This window comes from Aquirufa sp. ROCK2-A2, from assembly GCF_054558485.1.
In genome coordinates, this window is record NZ_JBPXKA010000008.1 from 41,913 (window position 1) to 59,067 (window position 17,155).

A 17,155-nucleotide genomic window follows, 5' to 3' on the forward strand; every position below is an offset into this window, starting at 1 on the left:
AAAATTAATTGTTAAATACAGGCTCAACTGTATAGCCCTGTTTTCTTAAAAGCAAAATGACACCATTTTTACCTACTAAATGGCCTGCGCCAACACCAAAAAAAGTAGGCTTTAGCGCAATTTCCTTTTCTATTTTGGGAATCCAATTATGATTTCGATTGTCTACTAATTGATCATTGTATTTTGCCACCATTGCATTTTCCGATTTCTCAAAAACTTGCATAATTCCATTTAAATCTTCTTTTTCATACACGTTAAGAGCTTCGATGAGTTCCTTTTTATCATTGACTAATTTATTTCTTACTGATTTGATGAGCTCATTCATTTGTTCTTGATAAGGAATCACATCAAAAAGACCCATTTGCTCCTCAACAGTCTCTAATCCAATAATTTCCTTTTTTTGTTCTTGGCTACTCTTCATCAATTCCCCCTCATACGACTGCATTTTACAATCTATTAGTTTTGGATAAAACATTGCACTTACAATAAATGGCTTGAAACCATTTAACATGTTTAATGAATAACCCATTTGTTCTTTTAGGTAAGCATCCACCAACTCAAAGTCTTCTTTACTAGCTAGTTTGCTCATTGACATTCCATTCTTCATCATCATAGCGCTCATCATTTCTGATTGCATCTTGGGATTATCCATATCCATTTCTAGGCATAATTGATCCGTATTTTTCAGGGCGTTCATGACTTTTGGACTTAACTTCGCATCGCATGTGATGTGGATAGTTCCAAAAATGTAAGATGGTTTTTCAATTCCTTTTCCAGAAATTTTCCACAATAATGATTTTTGTAATTCTTGTGCTTGAACCGAAAATAGAGATAAAAGGAAGGCGATGCTTAGTAGTTTTTTCATTTTTTTAAGTTTTTTAGAGTGATTTCATTAATTCAAAAAATTCTATTAGAAGTGATAAAGTACAGCGTTTCGGTCAAAATGAGTGGCCAAAAGCAAAAACTGACAAGCATTTAGGAGGAAATTTTTCCGTGAAAACATTAAATAGCAGTTAGGTTTATCATTTCAGTTTTCTAAATAAAAAAAATTACCAACTATTTCCAAGAAATTATCAGTTTACTTTATCCATACATCAAAAAAAATCAATAGATTTGAGTCTTGTAAAATAGTATGCTAATCACACTATTTTGATATGTATTTATCTATGTCAATATGATCACCCTTATTTCCCAAATAGCGTTTATTGCATTGCTTGGAGGTATGTCTTACCTAATTATTCAGCGATTTAAACAAATTGCTGCCAGTATTCATCTTACGCAACGCGTGCAATTAAACGATCAATCATCGGAGCGATGGAAGCGTGTTTTTTTATTGGCTTTTGGCCAAAAAAAGATGTTCCAAAAACCATTGGTTGGCGTTTTTCATTTTCTTATCTATATAGGGTTTGTTTTAATCAATCTTGAAATTTTGGAAATCATCATAGATGGATTAGCGGGAACACATCGGATTTTCGCTCCAATTTTGGGAACATTTTACCCCCTAATGTTGAATTTTTTCGAATTACTTTCCTTCGGTGTATTTGTCGCTTGCCTCGTCTTTTTTGCTCGAAGAGCCATTTTATCTTTACCTCGTTTACAAGCCAATCAACATCGAGAACTTAAAGGTTTTCCCATTCAAGATGCCTATACTATTTTATTGATTGAAGTAATCTTAATGATGGCTTTGTGGACCATGAATGCCAGTGATGCAGTTTTACAAAGTAGACAAGTAGAACATTATTCGCCGGTTGGAGCGTTTGTTATTTCGCAAAACTTTCTTCCATTGTTTGAAAACCTTTCGACTGGAACTTTGATTGTATTGGAAAGATTTGCTTGGTGGTTTCATATGGCAGGGATTTTGAGTTTTGCCTTGTATGTTACCCACTCCAAACATTTACACATTTTTTTAGCTTTCCCTGCTACTTATTTTTCCAATTTGAAACCAACAGCAGAAATGGCCAACATGCCTGCTATCACCAATGAGGTGAATAGTATGTTAGGATTGCCCACTGACCCACATGTTCAAGTCAATGAAAACATGAAGTTTGGAGCAAAAGATGTAAAAGATTTAAATTGGAAACATGCTTTGGATGCATACAGTTGCACAGAATGTGGCCGATGTACGGAACAATGTCCTGCCAACCAATCAGGCAGAGCGCTATCTCCTAGAAAAATCATGATGGATACTCGAGATCGCTTGGAGGAAGTTGGGAAAAGTTTAACTTCCAATAAAGGGGCATGGATAGAAGATGGCAAAAGTCTTTTGGGAGATTATATACAGCCGGAAGAATTACGCGCTTGTACTTCTTGCATGGCTTGTGTAGAAGCTTGTCCCATGGAGCTCTCGCCACTTAATATTATTTTAGAATTAAGAAGGTATCAAATCATGGAATTATCGGATGCTCCGGCAGCCTGGAATTCCATGTTCAGTAATATAGAAACCAATCAAGCTCCCTGGAAATTCGATGCAAATGATCGTTTAAATTGGGCAAAAAATTAATATGAAGAAAATCCTTGCTGTTGTTGCGCTACTTATTTTAGTGTACTTTTTAGGGCCAAGTCCCGAAAAACCCCAATTAGACCGAGGTGTAACTTGGAAAAACATACCTGATTCTCTACCGCAAATTCAAAGCTATTTGGCGAATAAAGAGGCTGCAAATCCAAATTTAAAAGCCAACAATGAAGGGAAAATCATTTGGGCTGATTCTCTGAATCCGAAGAAAACCAAAACCGTATTTCTTTATGTGCATGGATTTTCTGCTTCTCAAATGGAGGGCGATCCCGTACATCGCGAATTAGCCAAGGCCTATGGCGCCAATTTGGTTTTAGCGCGTGTGGCAGGTCATGGTGAAAAAACATCTGACCATGTTTTTGAGAACATTACAGCGGATGATTTTTACGAGAGTGTAGAAAATTACTATGCTTTGGCCAAAAAATTGGGTGATGAGGTGGTCGTTTTAGGTACCTCTTTTGGAGGAGCCTTATCATTGGTTTTGGCAAGCAAGCATCCTGAAATCAAGGCATTGATTTTATATGGCCCATGCATTGCTGTTGCTGACCCCAATGCAACGATGCTAGATAATCCTTGGGGAAAACATATTGCCAAAGCGATTTTAGGAAGCGAATTTAGAGATATTCCTGCCAAAAACCCTTTACATGATCAATATTGGAGTCTTCATTACAAAGTAGATGGCATCATTGCCTTGCAAAATTTCTTGACGAATGAAATGACGGAAGAAGTATTTAAAGAAGTTAAATGTCCCGTATTTTTAACTTATTATTATAAGGATGAGGAGCATCAGGATAACGTGGTTTCTGTTAAAGCAATGAAAGAAATGTATCCGTTGTTAGGCACACCGTCAAATTTGAAAAAAGAAGAAGCATTTCCTTTATCAGGCTATCATGTAATGACCTCTCCAATATTAGGAGAACATGTTGAAATTCCATTAAAAGCGAGTATTCAATTTTTGAAAGAAACCGTCAAAATCAACTAAGATGAGAAATATTATTTTGTACGCGGTCCCCTTTTTTTTAATAACCGTTCTTTGGGAATCTTATGTTTCCTATAAACAAAAGAGGAAATTTGTTGAGGCAAAAGATTCATTAACGTCCATCAGTTTAGGTATCGGCAATTTAATAATCGGAATATTGACCAAAGCCATTGGATTTGGCAGTATTCTATACGTTTATGAGAATTTCAAACTCCAGGAATTCGCATTTGATTGGTGGCCTATTTGGGTATTCACCTTTTTGGCAGAAGATTTTACCTATTATTGGATGCACCGACTGTCACACGAAATTCGATATTTCTGGGCATCTCACATTGTGCATCATTCGTCTCCTAAATATAATTTAGCGGCAGCCTTGAGGCAAACTTGGACCTCCAATATTTCTGGGATGTTTGTCTTTTATCTTTGGCTTCCACTGATTGGAGTTAATCCTTTGATTTTAATCACCTTTCAACAGGTCAGTTTATTGTACCAATATTGGATTCACACAGAATTCATTCACAAAATGCCAAAGTGGTTTGAATACATTTTCAATACGCCCTCCCACCATCGAGTTCACCATGGAACAGATTTAAACTACTTGGATACCAACTATGGTGGAGTATTGATCATATGGGATCGCATGTTTGGTTCTTTTCAAAAAGAAGAGCAACATCCGAGTTATGGATTGACCACACAAATTGAGAGTTATAATCCAGTTAAAATTGCTTTTTATGAATGGGTACAAATAGCCAAAGATTTAGTGAAAGCTAATTCCTTTAAAAGCGCATGGTTATATGTCTTTGGTCCTCCGGGATGGAGCCATGATGGAAGTAAATTAACCGTGTCAGAAATGCGTGCATTGGAGAAAGAAAAATTTCAAAAATAATGGAATTACAAATTACCACCATGGCCGAGTGGGCCGCTAAAGGCGAAAGTCCAGAATACTTATTTTGGGTAGGATGCGCTGGATCGTTTGATGATAGACAAAAGAAAGTTACCAGAGCATTTTGTGAAATTTTACAAGAGGCAGGAATCAAATTTGCTGTTTTAGGAACCGAAGAAGCTTGCACGGGTGATCCTGCAAGAAGAGCTGGAAATGAATTTTTGTTTCAAATGCAAGCGGCAACTAATATACAGACCCTGAATCTATACCAAGTCAAAAAAATTGTCACTGCCTGTCCGCATTGTTTCAATACATTAAAAAACGAATATCCAGCATTGGGTGGGAATTATGAAGTCATTCATCACAGCACATTATTGGCCGAATTATTGCAAAGTGGTCAAATAAAAACCAATAACTCTTCAAAAGAAGAAATTGCTTTTCATGATTCTTGCTATTTAGGCAGAGGAAATGGTATCTTTGAAGCCCCGAGAGCCGTTATTGAAGGTTTAAAAAAAGAAGTAAAAGAGCTAAAAAGTTGCCGCACCAAAGGTTTATGTTGCGGTGCAGGTGGTGCTCAAGTATTTAAAGAACCCGAAGAAGGTAAGATTGACATGCAAGCTAGAAGAACGGAGGAAATCGTGGCATCGGGTGTCAATAAAGTAGCGATAGCATGTCCATTTTGCATGGTAATGCTTCAAGATGGCTTGAATAAATCAGGGCATGATAAACAAATCCAAGTAGTAGATTTAGCTGAATTAGTTCAGCAGTCATTAAACAAATAATATATGTATATCCCTTTCAACGAACTTCCATCTCACGCTAGAATTTGGGTATATCAAAGCAATAGACCATTTTCGGAATCTGAAAACAGCCAAATTTCTTCATTTTTACCACAGGCTATACATGAATGGAATGCACATGGTGCAGGATTAAAAGGATCTTTTGAAATTCGATACAATCAAGTCGTTATCATCGGATTAGATGAGTCGGCCAATGCCGCATCTGGTTGTTCGATTGACGCTTCTACCAAATGGCTCAAAGAATTAGGGGCAGAATTACACATCGATTTTTTCGACCGAACATTAGCGGTAGTAGATGGAGATAAACTAGACATGTACGCGCTACCTATCATAAAAAAAGCGGTTCTAGAAGGGCAAATCACTCCAGACAGCAAGGTAATAACACCCTTAATTCCTCATATGGAATTTTATCGAAATAATTGGCCAGAATTAGCTGCGGAATCGTGGGTAAAAAGATATTTTGTTCAACAAGTTAGTGCATCCTAAATGGCAGAAGATTTAATCAAAATCGAAGGGACAAGGGAAGAAAAATACCAATTACTTTTTCCACAAATTAAGCATTTGTTGGCTGGAGAAACAGACAAATATGCCAATTTAGCCAACATTGCGGCGGCTATTCATGAAACTTTTGGATTTTTCTGGGTTGGATTTTATTTGAACAAAGGAAAAGAATTGGTTTTGGGTCCCTTTCAAGGTCCAGTGGCTTGTACCAGAATTCCCTTTCATAAAGGAGTTTGCGGCCATGCGTATTCGACACAAGAAACCATCATTGTACCCAATGTGGATGAATTTCCAGGTCATATTGCTTGCGCCTCTGCCTCTAAATCGGAGATCGTTTTGCCCGCTAAAGATTCTGAAGGCAATGTCATTTTAGTCTTTGATTTGGATAGTGATCAACTAAACGATTTCTCAGAAATAGACCAAATTGGATTAGAAAAGGTTATTCGATTGATTGAGGAGAATTGGGAGAACTGGAATTGAGGTATTAGGTATTAATGCGAATTAAGAGTTAAAATATTCATTAAGATCTCAACATTCCATATAGCATTGCTATTTATTGGTTAATTTATTTTCCATGGCATTTCTTTTTTAAAAAAAAAAGAAACAAAAAAACTTATTTACTGCCAGTTAATCCAAGAAGAATCCGCAAGCTGACCGATTTTCACTTCGCTCTCGGCTATTTTCTTTGACCCTGACGCACATCGCCCATGCGCATTATCAAAGCTCCGCCTACCGCTTCGTTCCAATCTTTCGTCGGATTAACCGCAAATTGATTTATAAGTCCTAAAAAAAATAATTAGCATTGGCTGAGCTGAGTCGAAGCCAAAAGCGGTAAAAAGAAAAGTGCAAATTGGATATTTTAACCCTTAATTTACATTATTAGGTATTAGGTATTAGGTTCCTAATTTAAAAATTTCAAAAACTAATACCTAATAACTAATAATTAATAACTCTCTTCTATTAAATCGTAGCAATCACCGTCTCTCCTCCGACTGGCTTATCACCCAATTGAACGCATATTTTGGCATCTAAAGGAAGAAAAATATCGATACGACTTCCGAATTTGATAAAACCAAATTCCGTTCCTTGCGTTACAGCTTCTCCTTCTTTGGCGTACCAACAAATACGTTTTGCGAGCGCACCAGCGATTTGACGAAATAAGACTTCTGTTCCATTTTCATGTTTTACCACATAGGTTGTTCGTTCGTTTTCCGTACTCGATTTTGGATGCCAAGCCACCAAATATTTACCTGGGTGATATTTGAAATACGATACAATTCCTGAAATAGGATTGAAATTGATGTGTACATTGAATGGCGACATAAAAATCGACACCTGGCGTCTTGGACCTTTGAAATATTCTGATTCAACAGTTTCTTCAATAACTACCACTTTCCCATCGGCAGGAGCGATGATATGGTTGGGATTGATTTCTGTAATACGTTTGGGAACCCTAAAAAATTGAAGAATAATTAAGAAAAATAAAGATGTTACTACCACTATACTTTCTCTCAAATAGATATTTGCTGGAAAAAAATAGGCAATTAAAGCGTTGATAGTTAAAACAATGACTAATGTGCTAATTAAAATAGTTTTTCCTTCTCTGTGTAGGGTCATAAAATAGTATTTATCGAATCGAAATTCGTAGGGCTTCATTTGAAAGAGTAAAATTAGCCAATTTTGTTTAAAAATTAGATAAAACTAACTCGAAATTGCAATTTTACCTTATTATTATAAATTCTTCAATAAGAAATCTGTCATCATTTGATACAAATGTAAACGGGTATTACCGCCTGAAATTCCATGGTTTCGATTTGGGTAATAGAAACTTTGAAATTGTTTATTCGCTTTAATCAAGGCATCTTGTAAAGAAACAGCATTTTGAAAATGCACGTTATCGTCGCCTGTTCCATGCACCAACAACAAATTACCTTTCAATTTATTCACATGCGATACCGGTGAATTGTCATCATATCCGGAAGCATTATCTTGTGGCAAACCTTGATAACGTTCGGTATAAATAGAATCGTAAAATCTCCAATTGGTAACTGGCGCCACTGAAATAGCAGCTTTAAATACATCTGCTCCTTGCATCAAACAATTCGCAGCCATAAATCCACCATAGCTCCATCCCCAAATTCCAATTCTAGATTTATCTACGTAAGGCAAATTCCCCAAATATTGAGCTGAATAAATTTGATCTTGCACTTCAATTTTACCCAAATTACGATAAGTAATACGCTCAAAATCGATGCCTCTTGCTCCAGTTCCACGGTTATCTACACAATAAATCAAATACCCTTTGTTTAATAATAATTGATACCAATATAGGTCGGTACCAGGATAAGAGTCCAATACTTGTTGACTACCTGGGCCGCCGTACACGTGCATTAAAACAGGATATTTTTTCGTTGGGTCAAAGTTGGCTGGTTTGATGCAATACGCATTCAAATGATCCCCATTTGCTAATGGAATTTCCAAAAATTCACGCGTAGATACTTGATAATCTTTCAACTGTTGTTTCAATTTGGCATTATCTTCCAAGACACGCAAAAGATTTCCTTGAGTGGTTTTCAAAGTAATCGTCAATGGTTCTCTAGCCGAGCTACGGTTAAAAATTACATAAGAATAATCGGGACTAAAATTGGCAGAATTGGTACCTGATTCACTAGAAATTAATTTTTTATTGGAACCATCCAATTGAATTTGGTACACTTGGCGACTAATTGGCGACTTTTCGGCAGCATTGTAATACAAAGTTTGACTTTTCTCATCAAAACCGTAGAAATCATCTATTTCCCAATTACCCTGAGTAATCGGTGTTAATTTTCCGGTCGCAATATCTGCTACATATAGATGCTTAAATCCTGATTTTTCAGAAGATAAAATCATTCGCTTATTATCGCTTAAATAAGTTAAGTCATTACCAATAGATTCAATTTCCAAAGAAGTCTTACTATCCTCTGAATAAATGACAGTGGATTTCCCTGACTTTACATCTGAGTGAATCAAATCCAAATGATTTTGCAAGCGATTCAATCGCATAAATGATAGGATGTTCGGATCTTTTGTCCACTTCATACGAGGGATATATTGATTTTTTTCTGTACCTGCATCTACCAAATTTGTTTTATTATTTTCCAATTGATAGACCGATAGAGTTACATTTGAATTGGCTTCACCCGCTTTAGGATATTTAAAACGATAATCCTTTGGATATAGATCGCCCCACATTTGCATGTTGTATTCTGGAACTTTGGTTTCATCAAAGGTATAATAGGCAATTTTTTTGCTATCGGGCGACCAAGCAAAAGCTTGCGAAAAAGAGAATTCTTCTTCATAAACCCAATCGCAAACTCCATGAATGATGGAATTGAACTTACCAGAAGTGGTGATCGCTTTTTCAGAGCTGGTGGCTAAATTTACTAAAAACATGTTATTGTCCCTCGAAAATGCGACTAGATTTCCATCAGGTGAAAAAGTAGCATGCATTTGTTTTCCGCCTTTCGACAACAAGGTTAATTTTTTAGTTTTTATATCAAAAATATAATTGATTTCCTTGGTCGATCTTCGGTAAATGGATTCTATTTCAGTTGAAATAAGAATTTTTTGTTCATCCTTGGAGAAAGCAAATTCCTGCATGGCAATTTTCTTTCCATCAGCCGTCAGATTGATGTTTTGATCAAAAATAGTTTCCGATTTTTGAGGATCAACAACGGAATATTTGACAATTTTACCTTCTTTTAATTCGGTATAAGACTGTCCATCTCGAGTCCAATTGAAGTTTTGAATAGACCTTTGACGGAAGGTATAGTTTTTCCAAATGTCTTCTAGTGTAATTTCCTTTTGAGCAGAAATAGGCTGCAGAATGGTCAAATAAAGACAAATGCCAAAGAAGGCTGAAGTAGTTAATTTCATGTTGTTTTTTAGTCTTGAAAGATGATGATGGGTGCTGTTTCAATGGTATTACTCACATTAAAAGCATTGTCCACAATTTTTATTTGAAATTTAAGTGTATCGTTTTTTTCGGTAAATAATGGCGAATATCCCTTGTAAAAAGCATAAACAAAAGGAGTTGAATAGTCGATAGTACCTTCAATAGGTCCTGGTTTTTGATTTGGCAAAAAAGGAAAATTCACCAAACCGCCTAAACGAGGGCTAAAGGTAATGGGGACAAATTTTCCATTTTTTTGAATGAATACATCCACCATAAAATTGCTGAAATCTTTGTATTTGGGGTCAGCTTTGATTTGGGCAACTGTTAAACCTAAATCGCCATCTCCATCTTGGAAATCGACCGACATGATGACAGAATCAATTTTAATTTTACCTCCTAAACCATCTGATGAAGTCTTTACAATCTTGCGAATCGAATTGAACTTAATGACCGGAGTCGCTGGGAAACTCGGTTCTTGTACACAAGACCCCAAGCCCAGGAGAGCAATTACAATAAGAAAAATAAATGTACTTAGTTTCAACATGTTGAAATAGGGTAAATTAAAGTCCGTAAAGTTAATGATTTGCTTTAATTTTGTACAAAATTTTACATAAAAGGCATGCAACTTGATTCATCCATGTGGGAGAGTGCTCAAATAGAATTGAAAAACAAGGTTCTAAACATGCATGCAAGTGATTTTGAAACAATCGCAATAGAGGTTTTTCGATTTCAATATGAATTCAATCCGCTTTATCGTCAATATGTACAATTGATGAAAATCGATGTGCAGGATATTCATCAAATAAGTCAGATTCCCTTTTTACCAATTGAACTTTTCAAAAATCATCAAGTCCAAACAGGGAATGGAAAAGTCTTGTTCAACTTTGAGAGTTCAGGGACTACCGGACAAATTCCATCGAAACATCCGGTTTGTGATCCGGTATTTTACCAAAAAATAGCTAAACGAATTTTTGAAGAAAAATACGGTCCATTGAAGCAATTTCACATTTTTGCTTTATTGCCTTCTTATTTGGAAAGGAACAGTTCTTCGTTGGTATTTATGATGGATTTTTTCATCAAAGAATCGGGTTCAAATCTATCGGGATTTTATTTAAATCAATATGAAGAGTTGACAAAAAATATCAAAAAGGCATTAGAAACAGATAAGAAGATTTGGTTAATTGGAGTTACGTTTGGCTTATTGGATTGGATAGATTCTGGACAGGATTTCGGATTTTGGAGGGAGGCCATGAAAGATGGTCGAATTATGATCATGGAAACGGGCGGAATGAAAGGGAGGAGGGAGGAATGGATTCGAGATAGGGTGCATGAATTCATGAGTGAAAACATGGGGACCACCCAAATAGCATCTGAATATGGAATGACCGAATTATTTTCCCAGGCTTATGCGACAGATAAAGGAATTTTTAGTCCGGGTATCAGCATGCGAATTTTACTCAGAGAAGTTGCCGACCCCTTAGCCATTATCACACAAGCAAATAAAGTTGGGGGCATTAAAGTCATTGATTTAGCCAATATCGATTCATGTTCATTCATAGAAACCAAAGATTTAGGCTCCCTTGAAGAAGATGGGATACAATTTAAAGTGTTGGGCCGATTTGATAACTCGGAAATGAGGGGTTGTAATTTGATGGCGATTTGATGGTATGAGGTGCTGGGTAAAAGGTATTAGGTAATAGACCGTTTGCTGCGCGACTTGAAGTATGGTTACTGAGTTTGTTGAAGTATCGATGCCTAATGCGCTAAATGAAGATGTAAAATATGAAAAAACTTTGTTCCTTCTTCGTGTTAAAATGACCGGTTAACCACAAAGATTATTGAATCCATTTTCTATTAATGAATTATTTGTTCAAAAGGATTTTAACTCTTAATTCGCATTTATCGGCAATAGGTTACAGTTAAAAACACTACCATGATCAAACGGTAATCAACCCAAATAATTTTATCAAACAACTGAACTTTTAAACCATTAAATTGCAGGGGGTAAGGGGCCCCATTCCCCATAAAAAAAGGACAACGTTATTGCTAATTGACGACTTATATTTTTCATCAATTAACTGATTTATTTTTTAGACTTTTCTCTATTTGATATTTAAAAGAATGAAGTTGGGGTGAGAAGGGGTAATAGGTAAGAGGAATTTGGGAAATAGGTAATAGGTATTAGGTAAAAATTAATAGGTAAAAGGTTTTAGGCAATAGGTAATAGACAATTAGGTAAAAGACTGATAGTTGAGGCTCTCACGACAGGGGACACAAAAGATAATAGGTTATAATAACATACAATTAACATTTAAATGAACATAATTAAACCCTTAACATTTAAAGAAACCCTACCTCAATTACACATTTTGGACATTCGCACACCAAGAGAATGGGATGATTTTAATTTCGGGGGAATTCATCTACCCTTAGACGATTTATTGGGGAAAATAGACCAATTAGACCCAACGATTCGATACACCATCATCTGCTACAATGGCACACAGAGTTATATCGCCTGCCGATTATTAAATTCCAAAGGATTTCAATGCCAACATTTGGAAGGGGGAATTGAGGGGTATTTGAGTTTGTAAGCCAGTTATTCCCAAAAGATGATTTGCTGAAGAGTTAATTCTACTTGAATTATAAATACTGCCTTTAATGTGAAAAAACTATGATCCAAGACTCTATAGCAAGATTATTGGCACTGTTTTTCTTTCTGTGCGTGTTCGACTATTTATTATCTGCATGTTTGATGTAGACCATTTGGCAGACTTTATCCATTGCCTTAAAAATTGCTACATCAAAATCGGATGAATTTACAATTCTATTTAAGGTGACAACAGCATCAAACAGTATTTGATTTTTATCTCGTTTAATTCGCTCGATGAGATGTACTTTATTGCTGCCTTTTTCAGTTTCTGAAACGAGTATTTCTTCGGTTTTGAGATCTATGGCGAATAGGAGTGTCTTTTTCATATCAGTTAAATGATTTTGCTCTTTAGATTTAGTGTAAATGGCATCGGCCATTTGAATTCGTTGTTTTGTTTTTGCATCTACTTCCTTTTTTTGTTGTTCCGTAGCATTGGCTTGAAATACTTGCCGATTTTTTGATTGTTTTTTTGTCACAACAATCGGTTCCAACTATCGTGTCATGCACTTTACATATACAACTATTGGACTTGCTTCGATTGCATTTTAGGCAAAGCAACTGAATATTTGAAACATCGCTACTTCCTCCACAAGAGTATGGCGTGATATGATCATACTCTAATTTTGAAGAACTTCCGCAGCATTTACAAACGCCACCATCCCTTGTGTAGACAATTTTTTTGGTTGTCTCTGAGATATAACGACTCTGGGAGAAACAAGAAATACTGGCAAAGAGTAGTAGCAATAAAAATATTTTGCTCATTTCTTTTTCTATTTTTTATCATAATTTGATGGATACCTTTGTATGAGTTACATGTTGCGTTTGTCGCTAAGGGTTATTCCGGCTAGGCATTTGTTTTATTTATCTGCTTATTGTTTCTACTCCATTCGCTCCATGATCCAACATATAACTTTGGTGTTCCCATTTCAGCATAGTCTAAGGCTAATAAAGTATGGCAAGCTGTAACTCCTGAACCACAATGGATTACAATATTTTCATTATTTATCTCTCCAAATATTGTTTCATATTTATTTCTTAATTCGATAGGATCAAGGAATAATCCGTTTTCGTCTAAATTTTCCGTAAAAGGAATATTTACCGCACCCGGAATATGTCCTGCTATCAAATCAATGGGTTCGGTTATACCGTCATATCGTTCTTTGTCTCGAACATCAACGACTAAATAATTTGGGTTTAATGATATGCTTTCTAGCTCGTTAATTTCTATTGTTGGTAAATTCCATTGGTCAATTTGGTATAATTCTGAAGCTGATTGAACTCTTTCCTTTTTAGAACTCAATGGGAAATTATTGTTTTTAGCTTGATTTAATCCACCGTTTAAAACTTGAACCTTTTCGTGTCCAACTGATTTTAACATCCACCAAAATCTTGCAGAAGCGTTCGAACCATTTTTGTCGTCATAAATGACTACATGTGTGTTTTTTGAAATCCCTAAATCTGTCAAAGTTTTGGCAAAAGTTTCTATTGAGGGCAATGGATGTCGCCCGCCTTCTGCAAAATCGCTTTTGATGTCAGCTAATTGCGTGTTTAGGTCAACAAAAAATGCGCCTTCCATATGTTCCAAATCGTAATTTGATTTAGCATTTTTACTGTAGCTTACATCGAAAATCATTACGTCAGAATTTTTATAAATTCTCAGTAATTCATCTACTTCAATAATTGATGGTATTCTCATATTAATTTCTATTTTTTTAAAGGCCAAGGTTTATACAAAAAACACCTAAAGGGGACACATAGAAAAACCCACCCACTCGAAATCTCCTTGGTGCCGAAACCAGGTCAATTGTTTTTTGGCATAATGCCTCGAATTACGTTTCAATAAACGAATCATTTCCGCTTCATCGTATTCTCCTCGAAGAAAACCATACACCTCTTTATAACCCAAGGTTTTCAATGCATACAAATGTTGTTTGTCCTCAAAGGCTTTCGCCTCCTCAACTAATCCATTGGCCAACATTTGATCCATTCGATCATCAATCCGTTGGTACAATTCTTCCCTCGGACGATCCAAACAAATCGCCTGAATATCAAATGGCCGAACAGCCTGAGATTTTGTTCGAAAACTAGTATAGGTTTGTTGAGTAGATAAACAAACTTCCAAGGCCCGCATGATTCTTTGTGGATTTTTGGCGTCCACTTGCGCGGCATATGCAGGATCCAACAAAGCCAATTCTTGGTACAATACATCAATTCCTTCCGATGCTAATCGATTCCCCAATTGCTCGCGCAAAATCAAATCCACTTCAGGCATATCATCCAAGCCATGCATCAGCGCTTTAAGATATAAACCTGATCCACCAGTAACAATTACCACTTCCTTTGTTTTGAACAATTCCTCGAGCACCTTCAAGGCCTCCCGCTCAAAATCGCCAGGAGAAAAATATTCCTCTATCGAATGAGAATCAATAAAATGATGTTTAATTCCGCCTTGCTCCTCCGCACTAGGCTTGGCAGTTCCAATGGACAATTCCTTGTAAAACTGTCGCGAATCAGCTGAAATAATTTCAGTTTGATATTTCTTGGCTAACTCCACGCAATAAGCCGTTTTACCAACCGCCGTCGGCCCTGCAACCACCATTAAAAGCTTTTTGGAATTTCCTTCTTGCATGAAATTGAATTACCCCTTGTTTAATTGTTGTAAAACTTCTTTGATTTCTTCTCCTTTTTTGGTTCCAATCAAGACTTTTTTGCCATTTTTCAAAGTCAATTGCAAACCGATAGAACCTGAAACCGTATAGCTAATTCCTTGTCCACCCCAACCATATTTAATCCCCCAACCGCCATATTCTTGAATAGGACTGTATTTTCGAATCTCAATAGTCGATATGGAATCCCAAGAATACAATTTTGGCTTCCAATGAAAAGGTAAAAATTGCACGGAAACCCCTTCTTTTGAAATGTGGGTTTTTAATTGAAGAATACTAAAAAGCACAAAAAGTACCATGGGTACCACAACTATTTCCCAATTTTTCCAAGATTTAAAGCGTTCTTCAACACTCAAAAAATCCCACTGCGAATAAGCTAACCAAACAATTAATAATAATATAGGCCAACGAAACCATTTACTAAATCGTTGATTTTCAGAAAAAAGTTGTTCAGTCATATAAGCACATTTTTCAATCATGCAAAAGTAGAACATTTATTTAGGCCATCAAAAAGAAGAAAAAATTAAAAAATTGAGCAAATATGTGAAAGGATTGTCCGCCTTTAGAATTAATTTTTTTAAATTGTAAAGATTTAATTTCTTCTTAGAAAAATGATTTTCGGGAATTAAATCAGCTTTAAACCTTGGAACAATTATGAATCAAAAAAAGCAAAGTCTTGCTTATATTATCAGTGCTAGTTCCGTTGGCACGCTGATTGAATGGTATGATTTTTACATTTTCGGGAGCTTAGCAACGGTTTTATCAACCAAGTTTTTCCCAACCGATAATCCCACTGCAGCCTTCTTAAATACCTTGGCGACTTTCGCCGCTGGTTTTGTTGTGCGGCCTTTTGGAGCATTATTCTTTGGTCGACTAGGCGATTTAATTGGCCGAAAATACACCTTCATGGTGACGTTAATGTTGATGGGAGGAGCCACCTTTGCTATTGGATTAATTCCCTCCTATTCAAGCATCGGATCATTAGCACCCATTTTGGTTTTAACGCTTCGATTATTGCAAGGATTAGCTTTGGGGGGAGAATATGGTGGAGCAGCCACTTATGTAGCAGAACATTCACCTGATGAAAGAAGAGGATTTTTTACCTCTTGGATTCAAACCACAGCAACTGTCGGATTGGTCATTTCTTTGGGAGTAATTATGCTGACCAAAGCATCCATGAGTCCAGAAGATTTTGATGCCTTCGGCTGGCGGATTCCATTTCTATTATCCATCATTATGGTGGGGGTTTCTTTTTTGATTCGAAGAAATATGTCTGAATCACCTTTGTTTGAAAAAGCAAAAGCAGAAGGAAAAACCGCTAAGAATCCATTAAAAGAATCCTTTGGGAATAAATTAAACTTAAAATATGTCCTTTTAGCTCTGTTTGGCGCCACCATGGGGCAAGGATTAATTTGGTACACCGGTCAGTTTTATGCTCAAACTTTCTTGATCAAAATTTGCAATATCGATGATACGCAAGCCAACACGATTATGGTAATCGGCTTATTGATTGGTACGCCCCTATTTATCTTTTTTGGTGGACTTTCTGACAAAATAGGTCGAAAAGGCATCATGATGGCAGGTATGATTTTGGGTGTCATTTGCTATCGACCCATTTTTGAAAAAATGTACCAAACGGTGAATTTGAAAAACAAGGAAATTATTGCCTCCTCTGAAAAAACAGTCACAAACACTGCACTCATCCAAGGAACATCCGATTCATTGCTGACCAAAACCATCACAAGCGAATACACGGATGGGACTCAATACAAAAAGGTAAGTAAAATCACCTTGCTAGCAGATAAGTCGAAAGAAGCTCCTAAAGCAGAAGACAAAATCACCATTACCATTAATGGTTCAGATAAATGGACCTTGGTTTTTATGGTCTTTTTCTTGATTTCTTTTGTTACAATGGCATACGGGCCAATTGCCGCATTTTTGGTGGAAATGTTTCCAACGAAGATTCGATATACCTCGATGTCGCTTCCCTATCACATTGGAAATGGAGTTTTTGGTGGATTAATGCCCGCTATCGCTACTTATTTAGTCACAACGGCCAAAGATGCCAATAAAATAGCAGAAGATGCAGGTGGCTCTGCCATTTATGCCCAGCCCTATTTGGAAGGATTAAATTACCCCATTGCCTTGATTTCAGTCTGCATTGTCATTGGGCTTATATACATCAAAGGAACGGGTCGCAACATGGCCGATTAATTAACTAGAA

Annotated in this window: 17 protein-coding genes and 1 pseudogene; 9 read left to right on the top strand and 9 right to left on the bottom strand. The window is 36.3% G+C overall.

The window, feature by feature from the left end:
* Positions 1-4: 4 nt before the first annotated feature.
* Positions 5-865, bottom strand: coding sequence for a TraB/GumN family protein (locus V7S76_RS10450; protein WP_459510048.1), 861 nt, complete (start codon positions 863-865; stop codon positions 5-7).
* 309 nt (positions 866-1,174) lie between these two features.
* On the opposite strand from V7S76_RS10450, the gene V7S76_RS10455 reads away from it, so the two are divergent.
* From V7S76_RS10455 to V7S76_RS10480, 6 genes are read left to right on the top strand one after another with little or no spacing between them, the layout of a single operon-like run.
* Positions 1,175-2,500, top strand: coding sequence for a 4Fe-4S dicluster domain-containing protein (locus V7S76_RS10455; RefSeq protein ID WP_459510049.1), 1,326 nt, complete (start codon positions 1,175-1,177; stop codon positions 2,498-2,500).
* 1 nt (position 2,501) lies between these two features.
* Positions 2,502-3,494, top strand: coding sequence for an alpha/beta hydrolase (locus tag V7S76_RS10460; RefSeq protein WP_459510050.1), 993 nt, complete (start codon positions 2,502-2,504; stop codon positions 3,492-3,494).
* A gap of 1 nt (position 3,495) precedes the next feature.
* Positions 3,496-4,377: a sterol desaturase family protein gene (locus V7S76_RS10465; protein ID WP_459510051.1), complete on the top strand. Its 882-nt coding sequence runs from the start codon at positions 3,496-3,498 to the stop codon at positions 4,375-4,377.
* Complete coding sequence (locus V7S76_RS10470; protein ID WP_459510052.1) at positions 4,377-5,156, top strand: (Fe-S)-binding protein; 780 nt, start codon at positions 4,377-4,379, stop codon at positions 5,154-5,156. Before V7S76_RS10465 ends, V7S76_RS10470 begins: the two co-directional genes overlap by 1 nt.
* A 3-nt stretch (positions 5,157-5,159) precedes the next feature.
* A complete protein-coding gene (locus V7S76_RS10475; protein WP_459510053.1) occupies positions 5,160-5,660 on the top strand; it encodes a hypothetical protein in 501 nt (166 codons plus the stop codon).
* Entirely contained in the window at positions 5,661-6,155 is a 495-nt protein-coding gene (locus V7S76_RS10480) for a GAF domain-containing protein (protein ID WP_459510054.1), read from the top strand. It abuts the gene before it with no gap.
* 480 nt (positions 6,156-6,635) lie between these two features.
* On the opposite strand, the gene V7S76_RS10485 is transcribed toward V7S76_RS10480, so the two are convergent.
* From V7S76_RS10485 to V7S76_RS10495, 3 genes are all read right to left on the bottom strand, one after another.
* Complete coding sequence (locus V7S76_RS10485) at positions 6,636-7,292, bottom strand: phosphatidylserine decarboxylase family protein (RefSeq protein ID WP_459510055.1); 657 nt, start codon at positions 7,290-7,292, stop codon at positions 6,636-6,638.
* A gap of 114 nt (positions 7,293-7,406) precedes the next feature.
* On the bottom strand, positions 7,407-9,593 hold the full coding sequence (locus V7S76_RS10490) for a S9 family peptidase (RefSeq protein ID WP_459510056.1): 2,187 nt from the start codon (positions 9,591-9,593) through the stop codon (positions 7,407-7,409).
* 8 nt (positions 9,594-9,601) lie between these two features.
* Entirely contained in the window at positions 9,602-10,156 is a 555-nt protein-coding gene (locus tag V7S76_RS10495; protein ID WP_459510057.1) for a hypothetical protein, read from the bottom strand.
* Between the two features lie 75 nt (positions 10,157-10,231).
* Between V7S76_RS10495 and V7S76_RS10500 the strand changes: the two genes are divergently transcribed.
* Positions 10,232-11,275 (top strand): LuxE/PaaK family acyltransferase, encoded by a 1,044-nt coding sequence (locus V7S76_RS10500; RefSeq protein ID WP_459510058.1) that lies wholly within the window; start codon positions 10,232-10,234, stop codon positions 11,273-11,275.
* 652 nt (positions 11,276-11,927) lie between these two features.
* Positions 11,928-12,206, top strand: a complete 279-nt coding sequence (locus V7S76_RS10505; RefSeq protein ID WP_459510059.1) for a rhodanese-like domain-containing protein — start codon at positions 11,928-11,930, stop codon at positions 12,204-12,206.
* A 139-nt stretch (positions 12,207-12,345) separates the two neighbouring features.
* Here the strand turns inward: V7S76_RS10505 and V7S76_RS10510 are convergent, their stop codons facing one another.
* The 5 genes and pseudogenes from V7S76_RS10510 to V7S76_RS10530 all read right to left on the bottom strand — a co-directional run bounded on the left by V7S76_RS10510 (position 12,346) and on the right by V7S76_RS10530 (position 15,389).
* Positions 12,346-12,741: a hypothetical protein gene (locus tag V7S76_RS10510; RefSeq protein ID WP_459510144.1), complete on the bottom strand. Its 396-nt coding sequence runs from the start codon at positions 12,739-12,741 to the stop codon at positions 12,346-12,348.
* A gap of 58 nt (positions 12,742-12,799) precedes the next feature.
* Positions 12,800-13,027: pseudogene (locus V7S76_RS10515) on the bottom strand (HNH endonuclease); the annotation flags it as partial.
* 82 nt (positions 13,028-13,109) lie between these two features.
* The gene (locus tag V7S76_RS10520; RefSeq protein WP_459510060.1) at positions 13,110-13,988 is read right to left on the bottom strand and encodes a sulfurtransferase; all 879 of its coding nucleotides are present in this window, start codon (positions 13,986-13,988) and stop codon (positions 13,110-13,112) included.
* Positions 13,989-14,006: 18 nt separating this feature from the next.
* Positions 14,007-14,894, bottom strand: a complete 888-nt coding sequence (gene miaA, locus V7S76_RS10525; protein WP_459510061.1) for a tRNA (adenosine(37)-N6)-dimethylallyltransferase MiaA — start codon at positions 14,892-14,894, stop codon at positions 14,007-14,009.
* Between the two features lie 9 nt (positions 14,895-14,903).
* Positions 14,904-15,389: a hypothetical protein gene (locus V7S76_RS10530; RefSeq protein ID WP_459510062.1), complete on the bottom strand. Its 486-nt coding sequence runs from the start codon at positions 15,387-15,389 to the stop codon at positions 14,904-14,906.
* Positions 15,390-15,585: 196 nt separating this feature from the next.
* Here V7S76_RS10530 and V7S76_RS10535 point away from each other — a divergent pair, with 196 nt between their 5' ends.
* Entirely contained in the window at positions 15,586-17,145 is a 1,560-nt protein-coding gene (locus V7S76_RS10535; protein ID WP_459510063.1) for an MFS transporter, read from the top strand.
* The last annotated feature ends 10 nt before the right edge of the window (positions 17,146-17,155 follow it).

Bases quoted from the DNA above. Each gene is read 5' to 3' on its own strand.
- V7S76_RS10450 (WP_459510048.1), bottom strand. From the start codon at position 865: ATGAAAAAACTACTAAGCATCGCCTTCCTTTTATCTCTATTTTCGGTT.
- V7S76_RS10455 (WP_459510049.1), top strand. From the start codon at position 1,175: ATGATCACCCTTATTTCCCAAATAGCGTTTATTGCATTGCTTGGAGGT.
- V7S76_RS10460 (WP_459510050.1), top strand. From the start codon at position 2,502: ATGAAGAAAATCCTTGCTGTTGTTGCGCTACTTATTTTAGTGTACTTT.
- V7S76_RS10465 (WP_459510051.1), top strand. From the start codon at position 3,496: ATGAGAAATATTATTTTGTACGCGGTCCCCTTTTTTTTAATAACCGTT.
- V7S76_RS10470 (WP_459510052.1), top strand. From the start codon at position 4,377: ATGGAATTACAAATTACCACCATGGCCGAGTGGGCCGCTAAAGGCGAA.
- V7S76_RS10475 (WP_459510053.1), top strand. From the start codon at position 5,160: ATGTATATCCCTTTCAACGAACTTCCATCTCACGCTAGAATTTGGGTA.
- V7S76_RS10480 (WP_459510054.1), top strand. From the start codon at position 5,661: ATGGCAGAAGATTTAATCAAAATCGAAGGGACAAGGGAAGAAAAATAC.
- V7S76_RS10485 (WP_459510055.1), bottom strand. From the start codon at position 7,292: ATGACCCTACACAGAGAAGGAAAAACTATTTTAATTAGCACATTAGTC.
- V7S76_RS10490 (WP_459510056.1), bottom strand. From the start codon at position 9,593: ATGAAATTAACTACTTCAGCCTTCTTTGGCATTTGTCTTTATTTGACC.
- V7S76_RS10495 (WP_459510057.1), bottom strand. From the start codon at position 10,156: ATGTTGAAACTAAGTACATTTATTTTTCTTATTGTAATTGCTCTCCTG.
- V7S76_RS10500 (WP_459510058.1), top strand. From the start codon at position 10,232: ATGCAACTTGATTCATCCATGTGGGAGAGTGCTCAAATAGAATTGAAA.
- V7S76_RS10505 (WP_459510059.1), top strand. From the start codon at position 11,928: ATGAACATAATTAAACCCTTAACATTTAAAGAAACCCTACCTCAATTA.
- miaA (WP_459510061.1), bottom strand. From the start codon at position 14,894: ATGCAAGAAGGAAATTCCAAAAAGCTTTTAATGGTGGTTGCAGGGCCG.
- V7S76_RS10530 (WP_459510062.1), bottom strand. From the start codon at position 15,389: ATGACTGAACAACTTTTTTCTGAAAATCAACGATTTAGTAAATGGTTT.
- V7S76_RS10535 (WP_459510063.1), top strand. From the start codon at position 15,586: ATGAATCAAAAAAAGCAAAGTCTTGCTTATATTATCAGTGCTAGTTCC.